At 48.4% G+C, this 24270-nt stretch carries 20 protein-coding genes; 10 read left to right on the forward strand and 10 right to left on the reverse strand.

The window, feature by feature from the left end; genetic code table 11:
- Positions 1–375: 375 nt before the first annotated feature.
- Complete coding sequence (locus B2X65_RS01565) at positions 376–3276, forward strand: S9 family peptidase (RefSeq protein WP_290610118.1); 2901 nt, start codon at positions 376–378, stop codon at positions 3274–3276.
- A 55-nt stretch (positions 3277–3331) separates the two neighbouring features.
- On the opposite strand, the gene B2X65_RS01570 is transcribed toward B2X65_RS01565, so the two are convergent.
- Positions 3332–4351, reverse strand: a complete 1020-nt coding sequence (locus tag B2X65_RS01570; protein WP_290610120.1) for a DUF3080 family protein — start codon at positions 4349–4351, stop codon at positions 3332–3334.
- On the reverse strand, positions 4299–5696 hold the full coding sequence (locus B2X65_RS01575; RefSeq protein WP_290610122.1) for an MATE family efflux transporter: 1398 nt from the start codon (positions 5694–5696) through the stop codon (positions 4299–4301). Before B2X65_RS01575 ends, B2X65_RS01570 begins: the two co-directional genes overlap by 53 nt.
- 56 nt (positions 5697–5752) lie before the next feature.
- Between B2X65_RS01575 and B2X65_RS01580 the strand changes: the two genes are divergently transcribed.
- Positions 5753–6400 (forward strand): riboflavin synthase subunit alpha, encoded by a 648-nt coding sequence (locus B2X65_RS01580; RefSeq protein ID WP_290610124.1) that lies wholly within the window; start codon positions 5753–5755, stop codon positions 6398–6400.
- On the opposite strand, the gene B2X65_RS01585 is transcribed toward B2X65_RS01580, so the two are convergent.
- The 3 genes from B2X65_RS01585 to B2X65_RS01595 are packed head-to-tail and all read right to left on the reverse strand — an operon-like array spanning position 6394 to position 8232.
- Positions 6394–6594, reverse strand: coding sequence for a CPXCG motif-containing cysteine-rich protein (locus B2X65_RS01585; RefSeq protein ID WP_290610126.1), 201 nt, complete (start codon positions 6592–6594; stop codon positions 6394–6396). The two genes, B2X65_RS01580 and B2X65_RS01585, sit on opposite strands and share 7 nt — an antisense overlap.
- 15 nt (positions 6595–6609) lie before the next feature.
- Complete coding sequence (locus B2X65_RS01590) at positions 6610–7362, reverse strand: pteridine reductase (protein ID WP_290610127.1); 753 nt, start codon at positions 7360–7362, stop codon at positions 6610–6612.
- A gap of 9 nt (positions 7363–7371) precedes the next feature.
- Positions 7372–8232 (reverse strand): fructosamine kinase family protein, encoded by an 861-nt coding sequence (locus B2X65_RS01595; RefSeq protein WP_290610128.1) that lies wholly within the window; start codon positions 8230–8232, stop codon positions 7372–7374.
- A 145-nt stretch (positions 8233–8377) separates the two neighbouring features.
- Between B2X65_RS01595 and B2X65_RS01600 the strand changes: the two genes are divergently transcribed.
- From B2X65_RS01600 to rplT, 6 genes are all read left to right on the forward strand, one after another.
- Positions 8378–9868: a methyl-accepting chemotaxis protein gene (locus tag B2X65_RS01600; RefSeq protein ID WP_290610130.1), complete on the forward strand. Its 1491-nt coding sequence runs from the start codon at positions 8378–8380 to the stop codon at positions 9866–9868.
- A gap of 29 nt (positions 9869–9897) precedes the next feature.
- A complete protein-coding gene (locus B2X65_RS01605; protein ID WP_290610132.1) occupies positions 9898–10404 on the forward strand; it encodes a DUF6436 domain-containing protein in 507 nt (168 codons plus the stop codon).
- Positions 10405–10617: 213 nt separating this feature from the next.
- On the forward strand, positions 10618–12528 hold the full coding sequence (gene thrS / locus B2X65_RS01610) for a threonine--tRNA ligase (RefSeq protein WP_290610134.1): 1911 nt from the start codon (positions 10618–10620) through the stop codon (positions 12526–12528).
- Positions 12529–12569: 41 nt separating this feature from the next.
- Positions 12570–13112 carry a translation initiation factor IF-3 gene (gene infC, locus B2X65_RS01615; RefSeq protein WP_026349420.1) on the forward strand — a complete coding sequence of 181 codons (543 nt, stop codon included), beginning with the start codon at positions 12570–12572 and terminating at the stop codon, positions 13110–13112.
- A 91-nt stretch (positions 13113–13203) separates the two neighbouring features.
- The gene (gene rpmI / locus B2X65_RS01620) at positions 13204–13401 is read left to right on the forward strand and encodes a 50S ribosomal protein L35 (RefSeq protein ID WP_027672243.1); all 198 of its coding nucleotides are present in this window, start codon (positions 13204–13206) and stop codon (positions 13399–13401) included.
- 16 nt (positions 13402–13417) lie between these two features.
- Positions 13418–13774, forward strand: coding sequence for a 50S ribosomal protein L20 (rplT, locus tag B2X65_RS01625; RefSeq protein ID WP_019676566.1), 357 nt, complete (start codon positions 13418–13420; stop codon positions 13772–13774).
- Positions 13775–13916: 142 nt separating this feature from the next.
- On the opposite strand, the gene B2X65_RS01630 is transcribed toward rplT, so the two are convergent.
- From B2X65_RS01630 to B2X65_RS01650, 5 genes are all read right to left on the reverse strand, one after another.
- The gene (locus B2X65_RS01630) at positions 13917–15035 is read right to left on the reverse strand and encodes an META domain-containing protein (protein WP_290610138.1); all 1119 of its coding nucleotides are present in this window, start codon (positions 15033–15035) and stop codon (positions 13917–13919) included.
- 64 nt (positions 15036–15099) lie between these two features.
- Positions 15100–15981 carry an alpha/beta fold hydrolase gene (locus B2X65_RS01635; RefSeq protein ID WP_290610140.1) on the reverse strand — a complete coding sequence of 294 codons (882 nt, stop codon included), beginning with the start codon at positions 15979–15981 and terminating at the stop codon, positions 15100–15102.
- A 65-nt stretch (positions 15982–16046) separates the two neighbouring features.
- Positions 16047–16673, reverse strand: coding sequence for a uracil phosphoribosyltransferase (gene upp, locus B2X65_RS01640; RefSeq protein WP_290610141.1), 627 nt, complete (start codon positions 16671–16673; stop codon positions 16047–16049).
- 31 nt (positions 16674–16704) lie between these two features.
- Positions 16705–17967: an HD-GYP domain-containing protein gene (locus B2X65_RS01645; protein WP_290610142.1), complete on the reverse strand. Its 1263-nt coding sequence runs from the start codon at positions 17965–17967 to the stop codon at positions 16705–16707.
- Between the two features lie 151 nt (positions 17968–18118).
- Entirely contained in the window at positions 18119–20722 is a 2604-nt protein-coding gene (locus B2X65_RS01650) for a TonB-dependent receptor plug domain-containing protein (RefSeq protein ID WP_290610144.1), read from the reverse strand.
- Positions 20723–21192: 470 nt separating this feature from the next.
- Here B2X65_RS01650 and B2X65_RS01655 point away from each other — a divergent pair, with 470 nt between their 5' ends.
- Positions 21193–21867, forward strand: coding sequence for a TetR/AcrR family transcriptional regulator (locus tag B2X65_RS01655; RefSeq protein WP_290610146.1), 675 nt, complete (start codon positions 21193–21195; stop codon positions 21865–21867).
- Positions 21868–21878: 11 nt separating this feature from the next.
- Positions 21879–24194: an acyl-CoA dehydrogenase gene (locus B2X65_RS01660; protein WP_290610148.1), complete on the forward strand. Its 2316-nt coding sequence runs from the start codon at positions 21879–21881 to the stop codon at positions 24192–24194.
- The last annotated feature ends 76 nt before the right edge of the window (positions 24195–24270 follow it).

Below are 24270 nucleotides of genomic sequence, written 5' to 3' on the forward strand. Positions count from 1 at the left end.
TTTCAACGTACTTTAATTAAATCTTTAAAAATTTGGTACGACTGAGTGGATTCGAACCACCGACCCCTCCCATGTCAAGGTAGTGCTCTAACCAGCTGAGCTAAGGACGCACACTTTGGTTGCTAGCCTATCTGGTGAGATGGCTGACAACGGCGGCTATGTTATTGTGCCGCAGTGGCAATGGCAAGTGTTTTTGTTGTTTCAATTGACGTTTGGCTGAATTTTAGCCGGCCTGGGCGAAGTTAACCGCAACTGGGCCGGTTTTGGTCGTTTCTTTGGCGGTGCAGCTGCCCGCTTTTATGCCAGCTTGTGATAAGTTTGCCGCACTCGTAAAAAAAGCTGTCGTATTTACCTGATAAGGTTTCTGAGGGGTTTATGTTGAATACCATTCGCGGCGTCAGCCGCATCGCCGGTTGTTTATTGTTGGCGTTTGCCAGTGTGGCGTGCGTTAACCACGTTAGTAACACCTCAACCGCCACTGCACCCGCTTCTGCCGTTATTCAGCCAAGTACGGTAGCTACCTCAGGGTTAAAGCCGTTGGCGCTGACCGATATTATGAAGTTTCGGGAAATTAAAGCGCGCCAACTTAGCGAAAATCAGCAGTTTATGGTGTATACCGCTGCGCCTGATTTTGGCGACAGCAGCGGCTATGTGGTGAACCTGATTAATAATCAGCAAATTAGTGTGGAACGGGGCGACAATGGCGAGCTTAATGCCGATGGCAGTTTTGCGTTGTTCCGCCAGCGCGCCCCGTTGTTAGCGCGGGAGCAGGCAGCAGATAAAAAAGCGCGTGAGGCGCTGGCGCAAAATGCGGTGCTGGTAAACACTAGCACGGGTGAGCAGCAGGTTATGGCTAATGTTGAGCGCTTTGCTTTTACTGGCGATGGCCATTATGCGTTGTTACTGCAGCGTAAAAGTGACCCCAAAGCCACTAGCCAACAGTTACAGGCATTACACCTGACCAGCGGTAAGTTACACACTCTGGCCGAGGTTACTGATTTTAGCGTAGCGGACAAAGGCGGTTTGGTCGCATTTATCAGCCAGCAGCCACAGCAGCAAGACCCTAAGCCAGCTGAGCGCCAAACTGATAGCAAGCAAGCAGATAAAAAACAAGACACTCAGCCAGCGTTACAGCAACTGCAGGTATGGGATAGTGCTAAGGCAGCTACCTATACCGTGCTGGCTTATGCAGAGCACAAACTACAACACATTAAGTTTAACCCAGATGGCAACCAGTTAGTGGTCTTGGCGGGGCCTGATGACACGCAGTTAACAGCTACCAGGCAGGCTGAAGCCGCGCAGCAGCTATGGCTTTGGTCACAGGGAGATGACAGCGCGCAGCCGCTTAATACTCAGCGCACAGGTTGGCTGCTAAGCGAGCAGTATGTGCCGCGTTGGAGCGAAGATGGCAAGCGGCTATTTATCGGTCACCGGCCTGATATGGGTAATACGCCAGAGAACACTGAACCGCCGCAAAGCGAAGCTGAGCTGTATAACGTGGAGCGTTTACTGGCCGACCGGCGCTTACAGGTATGGCATGGCGATGATGCGCGGATTAACAGCCAGCAAAAAGCCGAATATAAACAGGCACTAAAACGTACTGCCCCTGCGGTAATATGGCTTGATACCCGGAAGATGGTGGCGTTAAGTGATGATATTGAAGATCAGCTACGCGTTACTGAACATACAGAAGCGCAACTGATAAGTAATGGCCGGCCATACTTACAACAACTTAGCTGGAATGGCCGTTTGCATGATATCTGGCATGTTAATTTGCGCAGCGGCAAGCGCCAGCAGGTGTTTACGGCGAATCGCAGCCACGAGTCGGCACATTTATCGCCCACAGGCCGTTATGTCGTGTATCTGCAAGATGAGCAGTATCAGTTATTTGACAGCGAAACCGGCACAACCGCAACCTTGGCTGCCGATGCGCCGGTGTCCTGGGTCGATGAGCAAAACGATCGGCCAGTAGCCGCCGAAAGTTATGGGGTTGTCGGCTGGTTGGCCGATGAGTCAGCAGTGCTGGTTTACGACCGGTTTGATATCTGGGCCCTGAGCCGTAGTGACGGCATGCACAAGTTGACGGACGGTCGCGCAGCATCAGAGCAATACCGCTTGCAGCAAAAAGATGATGCGCTGGCAATCGACCCGGCAGCCGCCCAATTACTGCGGATGTATAACGAAGATTCCAAGCAATATGGTTTTGCCCGGCTTACCATATCCGCTGATGCCACCAGCGGCGCGCTTACCGTATTACTGCAAGGCAAAAAACGCTATGACGTTGTTGAAACACTGGATGATTTCAGTGACGCTAAGCCATATTACTTGTTTACCGAACAGAGCTTTCGCCAGTTTCCTGATTTATGGCTGGCCACTGCAGATTTCAGCGAGCGGCGCCAGCTGACCCATGTTAATCCGCAACAGGCTGAGTTTATCTGGGGTGATAGTCATTTAATTGAATGGACCAGCACCAGCGGCGAGCCGTTGCAGGGGGTACTGCTAACCCCGGATGGCTATGATCCGGCCAGAAAGTACCCGGTAGTGGTGTACTACTATGAAAAATTCTCGCAGCGCTTGCATCATTATAACCAAATGAAGGTTAATCACCGGCCTAACTTCCCGTATTACCTGGGGCAGGATTATCTGGTGTTTCTGCCCGACATTCACTTTCGCCCCGCAGCGCCCGGCCCCAGTGCCACTGAATCCCTGGTGCCCGGCCTGCAGAAATTAATTGATATGGGGGTTGCCGATCCCCAGGCTATTGGCTTACATGGCCATAGCTGGTCCGGTTATCAGACCGCGTTTGTGGTGACTGAAACCGATATGTTTGCCGCGGCAGTATCAGGTGCGCCGGTGGCAAACATGACCAGTGCCTATAGCGGAATTCGCTGGCAGAGTGGCTTGGCCCGCCAGTTTCAGTATGAAACCGGCCAAAGCCGGCTGGGCATGTCAATGTATGATGATTTAAAGCCATATATTGATAATTCACCGGTGTTCTTTGCCGATAAAATTAACACCCCGATGTTGATCCAGTTTGGTGACGATGATGGCGCGGTACCCTGGGAGCAGGGTATTGAATACTATCTGGCGCTGCGCCGCCTCGGTAAAGACGTGGTGATGCTGCAGTATGAAGATGAGCCACATCATCTGCAGCGCTATGCCAATAAGCTGGATTACAGCATTAAAATGCGCGAGTTTTTTGATCACTATTTAAAAGGCGCACCGCCACCACAGTGGTGGGTTGACGGCATGCCGTATCAGCAATATAAAAAATAACGGACACTCTCCCGCACTGTGGGTGAATGCTTGCTAAGGGCACGCTAATAGCGTGCTAAGCACCTGGGGTAAGATTAACCGGGCACTGCTTGTTTAACTGCTGCCACCAGTTCACGTGCAGTATTAACTGTTGCTGCAGTTGTGCTGCAGGTTGCTGGTAACGTTGTTTCAGCGCCGGGAAAAGCGGAGTATCGCGATATAACTGGGCAATCAGTGGCCAGCTTTCATCATTAAAACGGCGCAGCTCTGCCAGGTGAGCCTGCACGTTTGCAATAAAGAACTTACTGAATACGGTGCTTAAAATCGTCAATTGCTGGGTGTTACGTCCGTTCTGACATAAGCTTGCGGGGGCAATGGCAAGCAATTGCGGATTAACCTGCTCGAACCAGGCGGCACTGAAACGCAGGCTGTTTTGTAAGCGGGCTAAAAAGTCATGCTGATGCAATATCGCCAGGCTTTGTTCGATATCAACCTCTGCAGCGTGTTGCCAGGCCTTAGCGTGGATATGTTGCTGGAGATTAAGCAGATTTTTCAGTGCGCCAGTGCTTTCAATAAAGCCGTTGGTCTGAGCAGGTATTAAGCGTTTACTGCTGCTATGCCATTGCTGGCGCAGCGTATCATCGGTGAGCAGCATATTATGATAAGCCAGCACAGCGCTCTGCTCTTTTTGAGCACGCCAGTCGCTGATTTGTTGCTGTAAGGTCTCGCTTAGTTGCTGCTCTTGGCAGTGTTGCAGCCGGGCGAGTAACCGCAACTCATAATTAAGCTGTTTACTGGGTTGAAATACCCGGCCTAAACCGCTGTTGCGCTCACCGACTAGCTGATCCAGGCCACATTCCCGGCTGGCCCAGGCATCCGTTAAGTCCATTCGGATGTCAGGCAGCGGCTGTTTCAGTTCACTGGGGCGCGGTAAGGTGTCAGGTGATACAGCCTGAACGCTGATATTTTCAAGCTGCAGCACCCGGTTTAAGCGCTGCTGATAGTCGGTTAGTGTTGCTTTACTATCGGGCTCAGCACAGCCGCTAAGGGCTAGCAGTACCCCCATCAGTATCGATACCGGCATGCCGTATTTCATGATCGATCCTTTTAATATGTTTGCGTAATATCACGGCCAGCATAATGGCTGCGGTACTCAGGCCAATAATAATACCTATCCAGAAACCATGGGCACCCATAGGCGCAACCAGCCAGTCAGTTAAGCCTAATACGGCGCCCAGGCCAAATCCGATTGGCCAGTAAGCAAACAGGGTAATGTAAAACACCGGCTTGGTAATTTTCATGCCGCGCAGCGCACAGGCTGATACCACCTGAATGGCGTCGGACAGTTGATAAAAGCAGGCCAGAATTAACAGCGAGCTAGCCATTGCTATTACCTCTGGGTTAGTGGAGTACAAGGACGCCACATATGTGCGCATAAAGTAGGTAAAACTGGCGATAAAAAATGACATAAATACGGCCATACATAACGCGGTCATAATGGCTTTTTTCAACTCTTTATTATTTTGCTGGCCGACTAAATGCCCCACCCGGATGGTGGTAGCCAAACCAAAACTAAGCGGTAGCATAAACACCAATGCGCTGTAGTTATTGGCTACCTGATGGCCGGCAACAACTATTGGCCCTAAATGCACAATGGCCAGTGGAATACAGGCGAACAGCGTTACTTCGAAAAAGATAGAAAAGGCGATAGGGGTGCCCAGGCAGACGATGGTCCAGATGTCCTTCAGGTTAGCACTTAACTGTTTTGGCCAGTTACGATATGGCCGGGTGGTGCGGCTGTACCAGCCGTAAATCAGCATAGCGCCAAACATTGCCAGAAACACCAGGCTGGTGGCGATACCGCAACCTGCACCGCCTAGCGCCGGCATACCTAATTTGCCGTAAATAAAAATATAATTGGCCGGAATATTGACCAGAATACCGACAAAACTGATCCACATACTGGCTTTGGTATTACCTATGCCTTCAAATAAGTTTCGAATAACAATATAACCAGCGGCAGGAAATAACCCCCAACTGACGTAGTACAGGTATTGCAGGGTTTTATCGCGAAGAACAGGCTCCATATTCAGCATGTTGATGGGAATATCGGCAAATAACATCAGGATGAACAATAAGCCAGCGAGCAGCATTCCCAGGTACAGGCTTTGCAAGGTAAAATGACTAACCGGTTCGGTTTGCTTGCTGCCATAATACTGGGCAACAATAGGGGTTAGCGCCAACAGTAAGCCCTGCAGGGTTAGTACCACAGGCAGCCATAAACCAGAAGCCACTGCCAGCGCCGCCATGTCGGTGGCACTGAAGCGCCCGGCCATCACGGTGTCGACAAAATACATCATGGTCTGGGTTAACTGGGCCAGCATAATGGGACCGGTCAGTTTTAACAGCGTTTTGGCTTCAAAGCGGGAAAAAGGTACCATGCGCCATCTTTCAGGTTGGTAGGCAATGGCGCGCAATTTAACACAACTGAGGTTTTATGTTTACCGGAATAGTTCAAACAACCGCGCAAGTGCGCGAAATTCGCGACGAAGGGCTGTTACGCCGCCTGACATTAACCGTACCGCCCGCTAATTTGCAAGCATTAGAGCGTGGCGCCAGTATTGCCATTAACGGTGTGTGTTTAACGGCTACCGAGTTTGACAGCAATGCCGGCTGGGTATGTTTTGATGTGATTGCCGAAACGCTGGACAAAACCAATCTGGGTAAGCTTGTCGTGGGTAGCAGGGTAAACCTGGAGCGGTCTTTAAGCTTTGGCAGTGAACTGGGTGGACATATTGTGTCTGGCCATATTCAAACTACGGCAACCTTAACCGAAGTAAAACGGGAGCAACATAAAGTCAGTATGCAGTTACAACTGGATCCGGGTTTTTTGCCTTATATACTGGCGAAAGGTTTTATTGCGGTAGAAGGCTGCAGTTTAACGGTAGGTGAGGTTACTGACCGTGGTTTTAGTTTGTATTTGATTCCGGAAACCCTGGCTGTGACCACTTTAGGTGACAAGCAAGAGGGCGATGTGGTTAATATTGAGCTGGATCAGCAAACCCTGACCATTATTAAAACGGTTGAACGGGTCATGGCGCAGCGCTTTAATAGCGACGTCACTAAAACGGGCAATGCTCAGTAATACTGCTCGTCATCGGCATCGACAAATACCTGGACCCGGTGGTGCTGAATGTCTTTATGAACCTTTAAATGGATAGGATTGCAGCAATTGCTGCAATCCTCGATGTAATCCTGATCCTCATCGGTAACCTCTATATCAACATGCACCGGATGGCCACAAAACGGGCAACTGATGGTTCTGGTTAAAATACTCATACTGCCTCCATACTTTCAGGCTTTCTGCGCTGTGCCAAGGCTGCGGCCGCCGTCAACCGCGATAATCTGGCCACTGATATAAGGTGACTGCACTAAAAACAGTACCGTGCTGGCAATATCATCCGGGCTGCCGATGCGTTGTAGCGGTATCTGTTGCAAAATAGCCGCTTTGTCTGCCTCATCTAACGCCTGACTTGGCCACAAAATGGCGCCCGGTGCGATACCATTGACTCTTATTGTAGGCGCTAATTCCCGTGCCAGCGATTTTGTCATCATTAATAATGCCGCTTTAGCCATGCAGTAAATACTGTGGTCCTGCAATGGTTGACTGGCATGAATATCAACCATATTGATAATACAGCCTTTATTTGCTGACAGGCTAGGTGCCAATGCCTGAGCTAAAAAGTAGGGCGCTTTAACATTACTGCCAAATAAATCATCCCAATGATCCAGGGTGGCACCCGACAGCGGCGTGGGATAAAAGCTCGAGGCATTATTGACCAGAACATCCAGCCGGTTAAAGCAGTGCAGCGCATCGCTGGCCAATTGGGTTAATTGGTCATTGTCTAACAGATCGGCGTGCAATGTGCTGGCGCTGTTTGGCCGTTGCCGGTTAAGGCTGGCGGCCAGGTTACTGGCGTCAGATGCTGATTGGTTATAATGAATAATGACCCGGTAGCCTGCCTGATGCAGCTGACAGACAATGTGTTTGCCTAAACGTTTGGCACTGCCGGTAACCAGGGCTACCGGGGAGTCTGAGTGGGGCATAAAGCTGTCCTAGTAAAATTGCTGTTTAATCATCTCCTGTGCTTGTACCAGAAAAGTACCGCGAAACAAATATGCATGATTCAGTATATGGTACAAATTATACAGTTCTTTGCGTTGTTCAAAGCCGTCCGGCAGTTTATTAAACTGCTGGTAACTCTGATAAAAAGCTTCAGGAAAGCGGCCAAACAGCCCTGTGAACGCGACATCGGTTTCCTGATCGCCGTAATAACAGGCCGGGTCGTAAATGACTGGCGAGCCAGAGAGAAAACCAACATTGCCGCGCCATAAGTCACCGTGCAGCAAACTTGGCGCCGGTTGATGATGGGTTAAACGCTGACGGCACTGTTCGACCAGATAGTCGATGTTACCAAAACCAAAGCCCTGCTCCAGCAGTAATTGCAATTGCCAGCCCAGGCGCTGCTCTGAAAAAAAGCTGCTCCAGTTGCTTTGCCACTTGTTAGGCTGAGGGGTACGGCCAATAACATTGTCCCAGTCAAAACCAAACATGGCTTGCTCATGTTGTTGGTGCAGTAAGGCTAATTGCTTACCTAATTGCTGCCAGCCGCTGCCGCTTTCTTTTACCAGAGGCAGATATTCCAGCACTAAAAAGGCTTTATCAAGGGTCTGGCCGTAGCAGATTACTTCGGGAACCCGGATACAATGATGCTGGCGCAAGGTCCGTAGGCCTAATGCTTCAGTTTCAAAATGCTCTAACTGCTCACGCTGATTAATTTTCACGAAAAAGTGGCGCTCGTTACCGCTGATTTTAAACGCCAGATTAATATCTCCACCGGTAAGCTGGGTTTTATCTTCAACCTTAAAGTCAGTATCCAGCTCAGTATTTATGCTATCTGCAATCGCCTGCCACATCGTTTTCTCCCTGTTCCGTGCTAAATTAATTATGGCTGATAAACTGGAAAGATCACTGATCTTTAATTACCTTTGATGACGTAAATCAACTAATGTTATATCGAACCTGCTAAAGTGAATATTATCCCTTCCGCCTGGAGTAGTGATGGCTATGGTAACCCCCCGTTTTCGAGTGCAAGCTTATGCGATTATCAGCGTGGTCAATGTCGCGCTTTTTGTCTTGGCTTTACTGTTGGCCAATTGGCATAACAGCTGGCTACCGGCGCTGTTAATTGGTTTACCCAGTGCCGTGTTACCCATCTTTTTTTATCGGCTGCTGGGCGACCATCCGCTGGCCAGACTGAGTTTCGGTATCAGTTTTATGTTTTTTGCAGCGCTGCATATTCATCAGGCAGCAGGCATGCTAGAGGTCCATTTCGGTATTTTTGTGCTACTGGCGGTGTTAATCGCTTTTCGGGATTATTGGGTCATTTTAGCGGCCGCAGCCACAATTGCCGTTCATCACTTGTTGTTTATGTGGTTACAAATGCAAGGCGCCAGTGTGTTTCTGGTGCCAGAGCAAAGCTTATCGTTTGGCATCATTATGGTGCATGCCGCTTATGTGGTAGTTGAGGCTGCCGTGCTAATGGTTATTGCCAGACAAAGTTATCGTGAGGCCACCGTAGGCCAGAGCTTATTTAATGCAACAGAGCTGCTAACCAGTGATGGCAAGGTTGAGTTAATTCATCGTTGTGCAGATTTAAATTCGAGGGTGATAAATAATTTTAATGCGGTATTTGATACGCTGCAAAAAACGCTGTCGGCTATTGAGCACCAGTCAGCAACATTAAAACAAGAATCAGGTATTTTACGTGCTGAGGGCGATGCCCTGGCAATAAGCATGCGCAACGAAATGAATGAAGTAGAGCGCATAGCCGCTGCCACTGAACAAATGTCGCACAGCATCCAGGATGTGTTTAATTTATCGCAGCAGGTACTGCAATATGCAAAATCGGCAGAGCAGGCGGCCGATCAGGGCAAAGCTTCTGTAGGCAATACCATCAGCTCTGTGCAGCAATTAGCAAGGCAGCTTAGCGATACCGGACGTAAAGTAAATGATGTGGCTGATGCCACTATCGATATTCGCAAGGTGTTGGACGTCATTCAGTCGATTGCCGAGCAAACCAATTTGCTGGCGCTTAATGCGGCGATAGAAGCTGCCCGAGCGGGAGAACAAGGCCGCGGCTTTGCGGTGGTTGCGGATGAAGTCCGCACACTGGCATCCCGGACCCGGGGCGCTACCGATGAAATTAAACTCATGATTGAACGTCTGGTAGGTAATAGTGCTGAATCCGTTAGCGTGGTGAAGCGCAGCGTTGAACAACTGGAAGACACCCGTCAGCACGCTGAGCAAAGTGGCCAATTGTTACAGACTATCCTGGAGCAGGCCAGACAAGTGGCCGACTCTTCCAATACCATGGCTAACGCATTGCAACAGCAAAGTGCTTCCAGTAACGAGGTGGCACAAAGTATCCAGCAGCTGAATGAAATGACGTCAGAGCAAAATGAACTTGGCATCAAAGTGTTACAAAGTGCCGACAGTCTGGAGCGAATTACCGTTGCCCTTAGCAAAGAGTCGGCAAAATTTATCGTTTAATTAAAGCGCTGACTAACACTCAGCGCGTCGTGCTTATTTTACCGGTATTTGTTGCGTGGGTTTTGCTGGCAAGTGCCGGATTGTTCTACTTTGGCAACCAGAATTACGGGCCGTTCGCTGCTGATGCCCGCTGGCCACAACAGACCCCTGCTGAGTTTAACCTTATCGCGTTAAATATTACCGGCAACACGGGTATTCAGGTCGTCCATGTGCAGCAGCCACAATGCAGCTGCAATAGTAAAGCAAAACAGCACATCGCATTATTTGATAGTGATTATCAGGTACCCCTTAGCGCACAGCATCAGCGAAGTCTTACTGAGGTTGCCGCAGCCGGCTTCAACCTGCCAGCCAGCCCGGCGGTATTAATCTTTGACAATGGTACGCTAATTTATGCTGGTCCTTATGCCACCGGTCCGCTTTGCTCGGTGGCTGATAGCCTGATTGCCCCCATTTTACTCAAGCAAGTCACTTTACCGGGGCTATGGCTCAATGGCGAAGCCAAAGCCTGCCGTTGCTTATTTAACCCTGCCTCCTGAAGCCCGGCACTATAAATAAACATCGTTTCCATGTATCATGCCACTCGCTTCAGCTGTGTGTACCACAAACCTAAAGCAAAAACGTGTACCACGTTGTGTACCAAACAACCCTTGGTAAGGGGTGTCAACTGTCACGCAAGGCGCACGAAATAAGAGTTTATGTGTTTAATCAAGTGACCCTTGGTGTGGGCCACCACTGTAAAAGGAAATATCATGCCAGTTATTACTCTGCCTGATGGCAGCCAGCGCGCGTTTGATTCTGCTGTATCTGTTATGGATGTCGCCAAAGACATTGGTCCCGGTTTAGCCAAAGCCACCATTGCCGGTAAGGTAAATGGTAAGTTGGTGGATGCCTGTGACCCGATAACGACCGATGCCAGCCTGAGTATTATTACCAGCAAAGATCAGGATGGCCTGGAGATTATCCGCCACTCCTGCGCGCATTTATTAGGCCACGCCATTAAGCAAATGTGGCCCAATGTGAAAATGGCCATTGGCCCGGTCATTGAAAACGGCTTTTATTATGACGTTGATATCGATCAGCCGATCAGCAGCGACGATTTGGCCGAGTTAGAAGCACTAATGCTGAAACTGGCGAAAACCGAGTACGACGTTATTAAGCATAAGGTCAGCTGGCAGGAAGCGTTTGATACCTTTAAAGCCCGTGGTGAAAGCTACAAGCTGGAAATTCTGGAGCAGAACGTCAGTAAAGACGACCAGCCAGGCTTGTATCATCACGAAGAATACATTGATATGTGCCGTGGCCCGCATGTGCCGAATATGCGGTTTTGCCAGCACTTTAAAATAATGAAAGTGGCCGGCGCCTACTGGCGTGGCGACTCGAAAAATAAAATGTTGCAACGGGTGTATGGCACGGCCTGGGCTGATAAAAAGCAGCTGGCGTCCTACTTGTTGCAACTGGAAGAGGCAGAAAAACGCGACCACCGCAAAATCGGTAAAGCGCTGGGCTTATTTCACTGGCAGGAAGAAGCACCGGGTATGGTGTTCTGGCATAACGACGGCTGGACCATTTTCCGTGAGCTGGAAAGCTATGTCCGTGAAAAGTTGGGTGAGTATGACTACGATGAAGTAAAAGGTCCGTTAATGATGGACCGGGTACTGTGGGAGAAATCGGGTCATTGGGATAAATATGCTGAAAACATGTTTACCACCCAGTCTGAGCATCGTGAGTACGCTATTAAACCAATGAACTGTCCGGGCCATGTGCAGATTTTTAACCAGGGTTTAAAGTCGTACCGTGATTTACCGCTAAGAATGGCTGAGTTTGGTTGCTGTCACCGTAACGAGCCATCAGGTGGTTTGCACGGGTTAATGCGGGTACGCGGTTTTACCCAGGATGACGCTCATATTTTCTGTACCGAAGATCAGGTGCAGGCGGAAGTGACCAAATGTATCCAGATGGTGTTCGATGTCTACAGCACGTTTGGCTTTAAAGACGTAAAAGTAAAACTGTCGACCCGCCCGGCACAGCGTATTGGTTCTGATGAAAGTTGGGATAAAGCCGAGCAGGGCCTGATTGAAGCGCTGAAAAGCAATAATATCGACTACGACCTGCAGCCAGGCGAAGGCGCCTTTTATGGTCCTAAAATTGAATTTACTCTGCACGATTGTCTGAACAGAGCCTGGCAGTGCGGTACCATTCAGTTAGATTTCGCCTTACCTGGCCGTTTAGGGGCCACCTTTATTTCTGAAGGCGGCGAAAAACAAGTTCCGGTAATGATCCACCGGGCCATTCTGGGATCGCTGGAACGTTTTATTGGTATTTTGATTGAAGAATATGCGGGTCTTTTTCCAGCCTGGTTAGCCCCAATTCAGGTGGTGGTAATGAATATTACCGATAATCAGGCCGAATATGTGCAAAATTTAGTAAAAACTTTCAAATCTCACGGTATTAGAGCGATTAGTGACTTGAGAAATGAGAAGATAGGCTTTAAAATCCGCGAGCACACGCTTAAGCGTATTCCTTATCTTGTTGTCGTAGGCGATAAAGAAATGGAAGCGGGCGATATCGCCTTAAGAACGCGTAAAGGCGAAGACCTTGGAAAAATGTCAGTGGCGGCTTTTGTAGAGAAGCTGACCACAGAAATTAAAACCCGGGTATAAGCGATTAAGCGTATAAGAATAATTTTTCGGAGGAACATACTATTAAAGTAGGAAAGAAAACATTACCTGCAAACCGTCCTAACAGGATCAACGAAGAGATTAACCTGCCAGAAGTAAGGTTAATTGGTGTCGAAGGTGAGCAACTGGGTGTAGTAAGTATTGCTGAAGCCATAAAACTGGCCGAAGACAGTGGCAACGATTTAGTAGAGATCAGCCCGACAGCCGAACCACCAGTTTGTAAGTTGATGGACTACGGTAAGTTCCTGTTCGAAAAGAGTAAAGCTCTGAAAGAGCAGAAGAAGAAGCAAAAACAGATCCAGATTAAGGAAATAAAATTCCGGCCTGGAACTGACGAAGGCGATTACCAGGTAAAACTACGCAACCTGCGTCGCTTCATTGAAGAGGGTGACAAAGCTAAAGTAACGCTGCGCTATCGTGGTCGTGAAATGGCGCATCAGGAAATCGGTATTGAGATGCTTTCTCGAATTAAAGAGGACTTATCTGATATCGCTATCTGCGAATCTTTCCCTTCACGGGTGGAAGGTAGACAGATGATCATGATGCTGGCCCCAAATAAGAAGTAATAAGTGCCTTCAAGTTTATTAAGCTGCGGCTTGCCGCAGTTTTTTAACGCCTTATTATTCGTTGTAACTTAACAATGCGAGTTTAAATACTATGCCAAAGATGAAAACCAATAAAGGTGCCGCGAAGCGTTTCAAAAAAACGGCTTCTGGTAGCTTTAAACGTAAGCAATCACACCTTCGCCACATCCTGACGAAGAAGACTTCTAAGCGTAAGCGTCAGTTAGGTCCAAAAACCTTAGTCGCTAAAGTAGACATTGCCGGCTTAGTCCGCTGCATGCCGTACGCATAATTAACAGGAGTCAGAAATGCCAAGAGTAAAACGTGGTGTGACGGCGCGCGCGCGTCATAAGAAGGTGTTAAACCAGGCTAAAGGTTACTACGGTGCCCGCAGTCGTGTTTATCGTGTTGCTTTCCAGGCCGTTATTAAAGCCGGTCAATATGCTTATCGTGACCGTCGTCAGCGTAAGCGTCAGTTCCGTCAACTGTGGATCGCGCGTATTAACGCAGCGTCACGGATGAATGGTTTATCTTACAGCCGTTTCATTGCTGGCCTGAAAAAAGCCTCTGTGGAAATCGACCGTAAGATCCTGGCCGACATCGCTGTATATGACAAAGCCGCTTTCACTGCTTTAGTATCTAAAGCAAAAGAAGCGTTAGTCTGATATAAGCTGATAGCATCGGGAGCCACTTAGCGGTGGCTTAAATACCCTCACTGCCTTTGGTTTGAGGGTATTTTTTTGCCTGAAATTCGTAAAAAAAGACCTTTAATTAAAGGCCGTTTTAAAAAGGAAAGGGTAGCAGGTGTTAATTAAGCGCCGGTTTCAGTTCAATTAACAGGTTATTGTCTTTAAATAGCTGCAGTTTATCACCATTTACTTCAGCCCGATCTGCGGCTTGCAATGAGGTGGTGAATTGCTGTTCAAGCTGGCTGCTATCGCTACAGTACTTTTGCGTGCTGGCAAGGCCGCCGACATTTAACCGGTTGGCTTGTTGTTTGTAGCTGCCGTTAAAACTGTTGCAACCGGCAAAACCGTACAAGCGATCTTGCAGGTCAAAAATCAATCTGACATTAAGTTGCTGAGGCAAATAGCTGCCAGCCAGTTTCTCTGCCCGCCAGACAATACCCTGTATTTTGCCCGGTGCATAAGGATCCGGACATACTGCGTTAGGCCAGAACTGTTCGAATTTCTCTATCAATAATTGGGTTTCACCCTGCGCATTGTCCTGTTTTCGGCCAACCAAAGTGGCAATAACCGGATTGTTTCGCAACCGTTCGTCCCGTTGATAATGGCGCATCATTGGTAAATGGTGTTGGGTATTGGCGACAGGCAAACTTTCACCGCTCTGACAGAGGGTAAAAGTAGCGTTATTATCATTCAGAAAATATAAGCCCAGCATCGGTTGACGGCTGTCTAGTTTACTAAATTCCGGTTTACGTTTCAGTTGATAATTGAGGGCCGAGCTTATTGGTTTACCGGCTAAATCCAGCATGGCTAACTGGTTATTGTTAGAGAAGTAAAATGCTGGCAGGGTATGTTGTTGATTAACCAGATGCAGGTTACGTTTCTCCAGTAACCATATTCCTTTAATAATGTTAATTTCACCACGATCCAGATATTCCTGGCGAACTTCAAAGCGGCCATCACGATACAGATTCAGATGATACTGGATACCCGGACAGTCAGCGCAGGGCAGGGTACCGGCAAAACTGACGTCACTGTCGATAAAAATTTGTTCAAAGTTGGTAGCAACCGACTTGGTCGTGTCACTGTCGGGCACCTCGTCATCCTGCTGTTGCTGTTGCACTTGCGGTGTTACAGTCGCAGGGCCAGGGCTGACTTGCTCAGGTGACACCTGTTCAGGCGCGGGTAATTGGCTGCACCCGGCCAACATCAGGGCCAGTAATAGTAAGGACTTTTTCATCTGTATAGCCTGATAAGAATTTGTCGCATTATAGCGTAAAGCCTGTCAGTTTATAACGCCAATTTTAGGCTGGCTGGTCGTTTAAATACTGCAACATCAGTCTGGCTGTCGCCGCCGGGTGTTCTTGCATAAAGCAATGACCGCCGTCTGTCATAATACTTTGCACCGCTGAATTCTGACGTTGCCATTTTTTAACTGCTTTAGTGATAAAGGGATAGCTGTTATTGCCATGGATCACCATAATTGACGGGCAAGGTTGACGTAATTGCTGCCAGAGCTTATCGGGATATGAGCTGAAAATTTCAGCTTCGCGATCGGGCGAACATTTAAGCCTGAGGCCTTGCTCTGTTGAATGTAATGCATGCTCTATATAGGCGGCCAGCGCTTCAGGATGCCAGTTTTTAAACAAACCGCGGTTATTGAAATAAGCAAAAGCCGTACTTTTGTCCGGCCAATGCTGACGCCGTCGAAGCGCCGCTTTGGCCATGGGATTTTTCCGATATAACCCCACCCCGTCAAGTGAGCGCATCACGGTAAGCATAGAAGGAGTAAATAATACGGGGTCAAGCAGAATGACCTGACTAAACGGGCTGTCGGCGCTACTGTTAATTAATGCAGTGAGGATACCACCAAAACTATGTCCGACACCAATTACTGGTTGGCCAGTAAAGAGATGGCGATGCGCCTGTAATGCCTCACAGGCAAGTTCAGCGCTGACATTCCAGCCTAAAAAAGGTCCACCGTGATCGCTGTCACCATGACCCTGCGCATCAGATAGAAAAAAATCAAAATGCTCTGTTAAATACTGCAGTAGCGGCAGGTAAGTTCGACTGCAAAAACCATTGCCATGTAACATATGCAGCAGAGGCTTACCGCTGGGTTTACTGTGATAACCGCGTAAAGTAAAACCATAACGGGTCGGGTAGTGCCAGGGGATTAAATCCACACGTAATACTCTGTAACGAAAAATGGCACCAAAGTGCCATGTTTTTTGCCGTCAGGCAACGGTGCTTAGCGTGTACCAAACAATTTATCACCAGCATCGCCCAGGCCGGGTAAAATATAACCTTGTTCGTTTAAACATTTATCGATGGCTGCGGTGTAAAGCTCGATGTCAGGATGCGCTTCGCCAAGGGCTTTAATCCCTTCAGGGGCTGCAACCAAAACCAACGCTTTAATCCGTTGGCATCCTTGCTTTTTCAATAAGTCGATAGTGGCAATCATTGAACCGCCCGTCGCCAGCATCGGATCGACCACCAACGCCAGACGTTGATCCAGCTCTGCGGCGAGCTTTTGAAAATAGGGCACAGGCTGTAAGGTGCTTTCGTCCCGATAAATACCAACAACGCTGATTCTGGCACTGGGCAGTAAATCCAGCACGCCGTCCAGCATCCCCAGACCCGCACGGAGAATAGGCACAATGGTGACTTTCTTGCCCTGAATTTGTTCAATCTGACATTCACCACTCCAGGTATCAATACTGGTGGTTTCGGTGGCTAAATCTTTAGTTGCCTCATAGGTCAGCAAACTGCCAAGTTCGCCGGCCAACTGACGAAACTGCATGGTACAGATATTGGCGGCTCTGAGTAAGCCAATTTTATGCTGAACCAGTGGATGTTTGACTTCAGTAACGTGCATCTTATTTTCCCTGTGCTGGTGTCGTAGTCGCTTAACCGGGTTTTCCCTGAACATAGTAGCTTACTTGTGCTCTGGGATTCAGATATTCTCGCACCCGCTCTGGCAAGTTTGCTATTGCCAGCACTTTACTGATCGCCAGGTCATCACTGTCCAGACTTATTACCGGTGCTTCAAGCCGGGGCACTTCGGGGTCAAATATCATCACATTAGGTTGTAACAGGTTGTCGCTGTTCACAGACATAACCATGGCGATACGTTGATCGCTGAGCATCACCACCGTTCCTGGCGGATATACACCCATCATCTTAATCATGACCCGCATGGTTTTATCATCCAGTTTCCCTTTCATACTGCGGTACAGGTAGGCCAGGGCATGATGTGGTGAGCGAGCTTTGGTGGCATCAGCCGGATGACACAGATTATCGAATTCATTTACGACAGCAACAATATGCGCCAGTTTATTAATGTGCTCTTTTACGAGGGCTTTGGGATAACCCGTACCGTCCAGATATTCGTGGTGCTGTTCAATGATTGGCCAGGCTTCTAAGGGAAAGGTCTCGGCTAAACCGACTAAATCGGTGCCATATTTCGTATGCATTTTCAGCAGGTTTTGTTCCGGCGTAGTTAATGGGGTGGTTTTGCGTAATATCTGGCTGGGAATTTTAAGTTTGCCAATGTCATGAAACAAGGCGCCAATACCAATTATTCTGACGTCTTCAGCTGACAAGCCCAGATTTCGGGCCAGCATCATACTAACAATAGAGACATTCAACACATGATAATACAGGGTTTCCTGCTCTTTGTTACCCGATGAAATTAAATGCAGGACCAGGCTTTCAGCATTAACAATAGTGTCAACCAACTGGCTAATGAGTTGTGAAGCCTCTGTAATGGCATTCAATGGCCTGCCACTGACTTGCTTCATCAGTTCACGCACCTGGTTTAACGAATGGGTAAAGGCTTTTTCTGTTTTTTGAATATCCCGTCTGTGAGCTTTAGCCTGCTCAATGCGGCGCATTTTTTCATGTAACATTTTAGCCTGGGCTTCAGACATTTGACTGTTAAATTCAATTTCTTCTGATTCAGATAATGCAGCGGTATCTTCCGCTATTTGTTTACTCTTATCAGGGTAAAAGTACACATACTCCAGTCCCAGATTCTTAACGATATGCAATTGTTGCTGGGTTTCTACTAACATACTACTGGATAAGAACGGGTGCTTCATCCAGCCGCTGGGCAACTTAATGGCGTAACCTAATTTAACTTGTTCAGGTTTAATTTTAAGGGTGGGCAAAAGCTACTCCGTTTCAGAGAACGACCAGACGAACCCTAGTTTAAGTAAGGAAAAGCCACTGCGCCAGCTTTATAGCAATCAAAAGGGGCTTTTCAGCCCCTTTATTGTGTTATATCAGTGTTTAACCGTATCAGAATGCTTCGGGTCAAACTCAGAAGTTAACGGTATAACGCACTGTCCACAACGTTCCTATCCAGTCATGAACTGAGCTGGCGTAGCCGTTAGTGGGTGATGAGGCATAAGGTGGTTTTTCGTCAGTCAGGTTACGCACCGTCAACAGCAGGCGCTGGCTATCGGTAAATTCGTAACCAACGCTGCCGCTGAATACCAGCCATGCGTCTACGGTTTCGTTGCCACCAAATTTAAAATCACCATCGCCCAGCTCGCTGATATAGTGCGCAGATAAGCTGGCGGTCCAGTTATTTAAGCTCCAGTCAGTACCAAAGTCAGCAACAAAGTCAGGCCGGGCAATCTCATTGGCACCGCTTAATTTACCCAGTAAATCTTCGTTGGCGCTATCAGGTGTGATCTGACGTTCATAACTGAATGTTTTCGTGCCGGCAGCAAACAGCTTAAAACTACCGAAACTATCTGTATCGATGCGATAGTCCAGTTTAACGTCTATACCGTCGGTTTGCTGGCTACCTACGTTGAAGAAGCCGGTACGTAAAAACACTAAATCGTCGCCGGCATCCAATACGCAACCAAACTCACCATTAAGCGCCCCGATGCTGCTGGTTACCGGGGCGATACCGGCAATACAGGCTTTGAGCGTGGTGTTGGCATCAACATCGACGATATCGGTATGTTCATAGCGCCAGTAATCAGCAGTAATTTGCAATTTGTCTGTCAGGTTCCAGGAGAAACCAACGTTTACCGCTTCAGAGTTTTCTGCGTTTAAATCACGGTTACCCAGGGTTTCCTGATCCAGCTCTAACTCGCCCGCTGTCGCACCAAAGTCACCGCATAGCGCATCGAATGGCTGGTTGGCGCCACAGTTTATGTAGGCCGAGCTTAATGACTCGCCGGCACCAAGTTGAGACAACGACGGGGCCCGAAAGCCGGTGCTCCACGAGGCCCTGACAATTAAATCATCCGTTGCCCGGTAGCGCAGGGACAGTTTAGGGTTAACATCACCGCCAAAATCGCTGTAGTGGTCATAGCGCAGTGCAGCAATCATATCCAGTTCGTCTGTCAGCGGCAGGTTGAATTCGCCATAGGCTGCATATTGGGTGCGATCGGCTGCGGCGTCGCTGGCACCGAGCGCAAATACGCCACCACTTTGGGCAATATCAGCTGGGCGGTCAAAAATGTCTTCACTTCTGAATTCGCCACCGAAAACGGCGCTGATATTTCCCGCAGGTAATTCAATGGCTAAATCGCCAGCGATATTAAAATCGACTGAGTAAACCTCTGATTCACCGACCCTTGGTGCCAGTTCACGCACCGCGGCGATAGCACTTTCACTATTGTCGCGGCCTAAATTGAACGGGTTAAAAGAACCGCTGGCAATAGCGGCGTTAACCTTATCAATGCCCATGTAGCCTTGAACATGAGTAATTTCGTTATCGGTTTTGCCATAAGTCGCAGCGGTTTCCCATGACCACATGCCCAGTTCACCACGCAAGCCTGCTAATAGGCGGTAGCTGGTGGTGTCATAATCCTGAATCCGGGTTTCAGGGAAGCGGGACCGTACCCGAATTTGATTTACCGTGCCATCTTCTGCGTCAATGTCCTGTGCCCACTGTGGAACCAAGGATGAATCGCCGGCCAGCCGAACATCGAATGCGGCAGCGGAGTCGTATGCCGAGCCGGTATTATTCTGAAACATGGCTTCAGCAAAAAATTCGTAGCCGTTAGCCAGCTGATAGTTATGGTGCAACGTTGCGCCAAGGGTGGTGGTATCAGGCTGAATAGCCCGCTCAATAACATAGTCATAGCGACAGCGGGTTCCACCGTTACTAACATCATCACCACACCAGGGCTCAGCGTAATCGCTGCCATCAATGCTGACCCGGGTGCTGGATTTCAAGGTAACTTCAATTGGCCGGTCGCTGTTAAACAGGGCATTGCGATCAAAGTAGTCGACTACTAATGTGGTGTTACTGTTTTCAGTGTTAAAGCCACCAACATAGGTCAGGTTGGTACGGCCAAAGTTGCTGCTTTTAGTATCATCGCCATAAGATACCGAGACTTCATGACCTTCGACATCTTTACGCAAGATAAAGTTGATTACCCCGGCAATGGCATCGGAGCCATATACAGATGATGCGCCATCGGTCAGTACTTCAACCCGCTCTAATGCGGACATGGGAATAGCGTTAACGTTAACGAAGGAGTCGAAGCCGTTGGTGAACGAGTCAACGGCAACCCGGCGACCATTAACCAGTACCAGAGTCGAGCTGCTGCCCAGGCCGCGTAAGCTGACCCCTGACGAGCCGGCTGGTGAGCCATCTGCACCACCTACGCCACCATTTTCAGTAAAGGTACCGGCACTGGAAGCCTGGGGTAAGTCACGCAAAAAAGAGCCGACACTGTCGTAACCCCTTCTTGCCATGTCTTCCCGGCTGAACACCTGAACCGGATTAGCGCCTTCCATGTCCACGCCTTTTAAACGTGAACCGGTAATTTGAATTTTTTCTATTTCTTGCTCTTCAGCAGTGCTTTCTTCTGCTGCCAGTGCATTTTGGCCGGTGGCAGCCAGGATAACCGCAACACTTAAGGTGGATAGCTTCATTTTTGCTTTAAAGTACATACACATTCCTCTGGATTACACATGTTGCCTCAAATTGGCAATCTGATTAAAAAAGGGAAAAGTGCGTCAAAGCAAAGACGAGTAGATATACCCCGGGCAGGATTTAAAACAGCAAAACGCTGGAAGTTATTTTTTAATGCTGCACGGGGAAGCCTCTGCCTGACGCAGAGGGAGAACTAATTATTGAACCATTCAGACAGGTAAAATACAGAGCAGTAGTAGCAGTGATTGCGGGCGCATTTTTGCATCTTGCTACTCTCTGATTGATGAATATGTCAGCAAAGTTCACTCAGTGGCAGAATAATGTCAAGTTATTTTTTTAGACAGACGCAGTGTAAATAAAATACCCTGAAAAACCGGAGACTTGCTATTGATTGGCCATCAAGTCAGACCAGTAGTGAAGTTGTTGCTTGACAAGGTTTAGATTCAAACGTACATTTCAAACACCTGTTTAAATTTGTGCGTTGGCCATGGTTGCAAAACAAAATACTCAACAAAAAATCCTGGATGCAGCACAAAACCTGTTTGCTGAAACCGGTTTTAATGATACCTCGTTGCGCCAGATCACCAGTTTAGCTGAGGTGAATCTGGCAGCGGTAAATTACCACTTCGGGTCTAAAAAAGAACTTATTCAGGCGGTACTGCAACGTTACTTACGGGTGTTGATGGCGCGGCTGGACCAGGAATTTACCCGGTTACTGGCGTTGCAGCAGCCTAATAACCTGACGCAGGTACTGGCGGTATTTGTGAAACCGCTGCTTGAACTTAATTCGGTCCATCATAATGGTACCCGGATTTTTTTGCAGTTATTGGGCCGGGGTTATACTGATGTGCAGGGCCATTTACGTTGGTTTATAAACCATAATTATGGCCGGGTACTGGATAAATTTGTATTGCTGGTGCAGCAATCCTGTCCACAGTTGCCTGCCAGCGAACTGTTCTGGCGACTTCATTTTTCGCTGGGCACGGTGGTATTTACTATGGCCTCGAATGAGGCGCTGGCTGAAATAGCCGAAGCAGATTTTAGCGAAGAAGTTGATATAGAAGGCGTGATTCAGCGCTTGTTGCCTTATCTGGCAGCAGGCATTGCCGCGCCAGTGTTTACTCGTTCATACCCTCAGCAGCTATCGCGCTCAGGTACTTAAAGGAAAGCGTTATGGAGATATTGATAATTTTGGTGTTGGCTGTGGTCGTGATACTTGGTGTTACCGACATCCGCCGTAGTCTGATCAGTAAACCTGTATTTGCGGTGTTTAAAAAAATCTTACCGCCTTTGTCTGATACTGAACGGGAGGCGATGGAAGCCGGTGATGTCTGGTGGGATGGTGAGCTGTTTAAAGGCAAGCCAGACTGGCAAAAACTGCACAGTATTCCCAAAGCGGAACTGTCAGAAGATGAACAGGCATTTATGGATAATCAGGTAGAAACCCTGTTAACCATGCTGGACGATTATAAAATTGTGCAGGAAGACCGGGACCTACCCAAAGACGTGTGGGATTACATAAAAAGCGAAGGCTTTTTTGCGATGATTATTCCGAAAGCTTACGGTGGCCGTGAATTTTCCGCTATTGCCAACTCTACCATCGTATCGCGCATTGCCACCCGCAGTTTAACGGCGGCGGTAACGGTTATGGTGCCTAATTCGTTAGGGCCTGGCGAGTTATTAATGCATTACGGTACTCAGGCGCAAAAAGACTTCTGGCTACCAAGCCTGGCCAATGGTACCGATGTACCTTGTTTTGCGCTTACCGGTCCGGAGGCAGGCTCTGACGCTGGCGGCATTCCTGATACCGGTGTTATCTGCAAAGGCGAGTTTGAAGGCAAAGAAGTTTTGGGTATCAAGCTTAACTGGGACAAGCGTTACATTACGCTGGCGCCGGTAGCAACGGTATTAGGTCTGGCCTTTAAATTATACGATCCGGAACATTTACTGGGTGACAAAGAAGAGCTTGGCATTACCTGTGCGCTTATTCCAACCAGTCACAAAGGCGTTGAAATTGGTGATCGTCATTTCCCGATGAACATGGCGTTTATGAACGGCACAACTTATGGTAAAGACGTCTTTATTCCCATCGACTGGATAATTGGTGGGCCTGATTATGCAGGTCGCGGCTGGCGCATGCTGGTAGAATGCTTATCGGCTGGCCGTGGTATCTCGCTGCCCGCACTGGCAACCGCGACGGGCCACCTTGCAACCCGTATGACCAGTGCTTATGGTTATGTCCGGCAACAATTTGGTATGTCGATTGGAAAATTCGAAGGGGTGCAGGAAGGCATGGCAAGAATTGGTGCCTTTACCTATACGCTCGAAGCCATGCGGGTGATGACTGCCGGTGCAATAGATTTAAAATTGAGCCCGTCAGTGGTTACGGCAATTGCAAAATACCATATGACGGAAATGTCGCGTACCTTACTAAATGATGCATTTGATATTCATGCCGGCAAAGCTATCCAATGCGGCCCAATGAACTATCTGGCGCATGGCTATATGGGAATACCAATTTCTATTACGGTTGAAGGGGCCAATATCCTGACACGCAACCTGATGATTTTTGGTCAGGGCGCCACCCGGTGCCACCCTTATGTACTGGCAGAATTAGAAGCGGCGGCCAACCCCGATGCAGAAGAGGGCCTGAAGCAGTTTGATAAATTATTACTTAACCATGTTGGTTTTGCTATCGGCAATACGTTCTCTGCATTATGGCAGGGCCTGACAGCGGGCGCATTTAACGGTGCGCCGGTATCGGGTGAAACCGCACGCTATTACAAACAGTTAAGCAGAATGAGCCGCGCGCTGGCACTAAGCGCCGATGTGTCAATGCTGATGCTTGGCGGCGATTTAAAACGTAAAGAAATGCTATCTGCCAGATTAGGTGATGTGTTAAGCCAGCTTTATATTGCCTCAGCTGTACTGAAATTTTATGAAGATAATGGCCGTCAGCAAGCTGACTTACCTTTTGTTCATTACAGTGTGCAGCGCGCATTGGCTGAAATTGGCAAAGCGTTCGACGGTTTTCTGGTTAACTTTCCAAATCGGGTTGTGTCACGGGTTATTCGTACCCTGGTGTTCCCGTTCGGTATTGGTTATAAAATGCCGGACGATGAGATTGCCATCGGTATTTGTACTGCGCTGGCAAAGCCTGGCGTGATCCGCGATCGGTTAACGCACTTGTGCTTTATTGGCAAGAGTGAAGACGATGCAACCGGTTTGATGGAGTCTGCCTTTATCGCTATGCATAACGCACAACCGGTAATGAAGAAAATCTATCTGGCACAGCGCGAGGGTAAACTGGCGCGTAAACTGCCATTAGCCGACAGTATTAAGCAGGCCCTGGAGCAGCAGGTTATCAGCGAGACGGAGGCGAGCCAGTTAACTGAAATGAACCGGTTACGCTTTAAATCGATTTCGGTTGATAGCTTTAAACCAGGTGTGTTGTCAGCCCTGGCAGTAAAAAATCAAAATGCCGCTTAATCGTTAAGCCATGGTGTTAAAAAAACCGGAGTTATTACTCCGGTTTTTTATCGAATCAGCGCCGACAACGTGTTTT

Origin of the sequence: Arsukibacterium sp. UBA3155 (genome assembly GCA_002364615.1) — a bacterium.
In the GTDB taxonomy this organism is placed as follows: domain Bacteria; phylum Pseudomonadota; class Gammaproteobacteria; order Enterobacterales; family Alteromonadaceae; genus Alishewanella.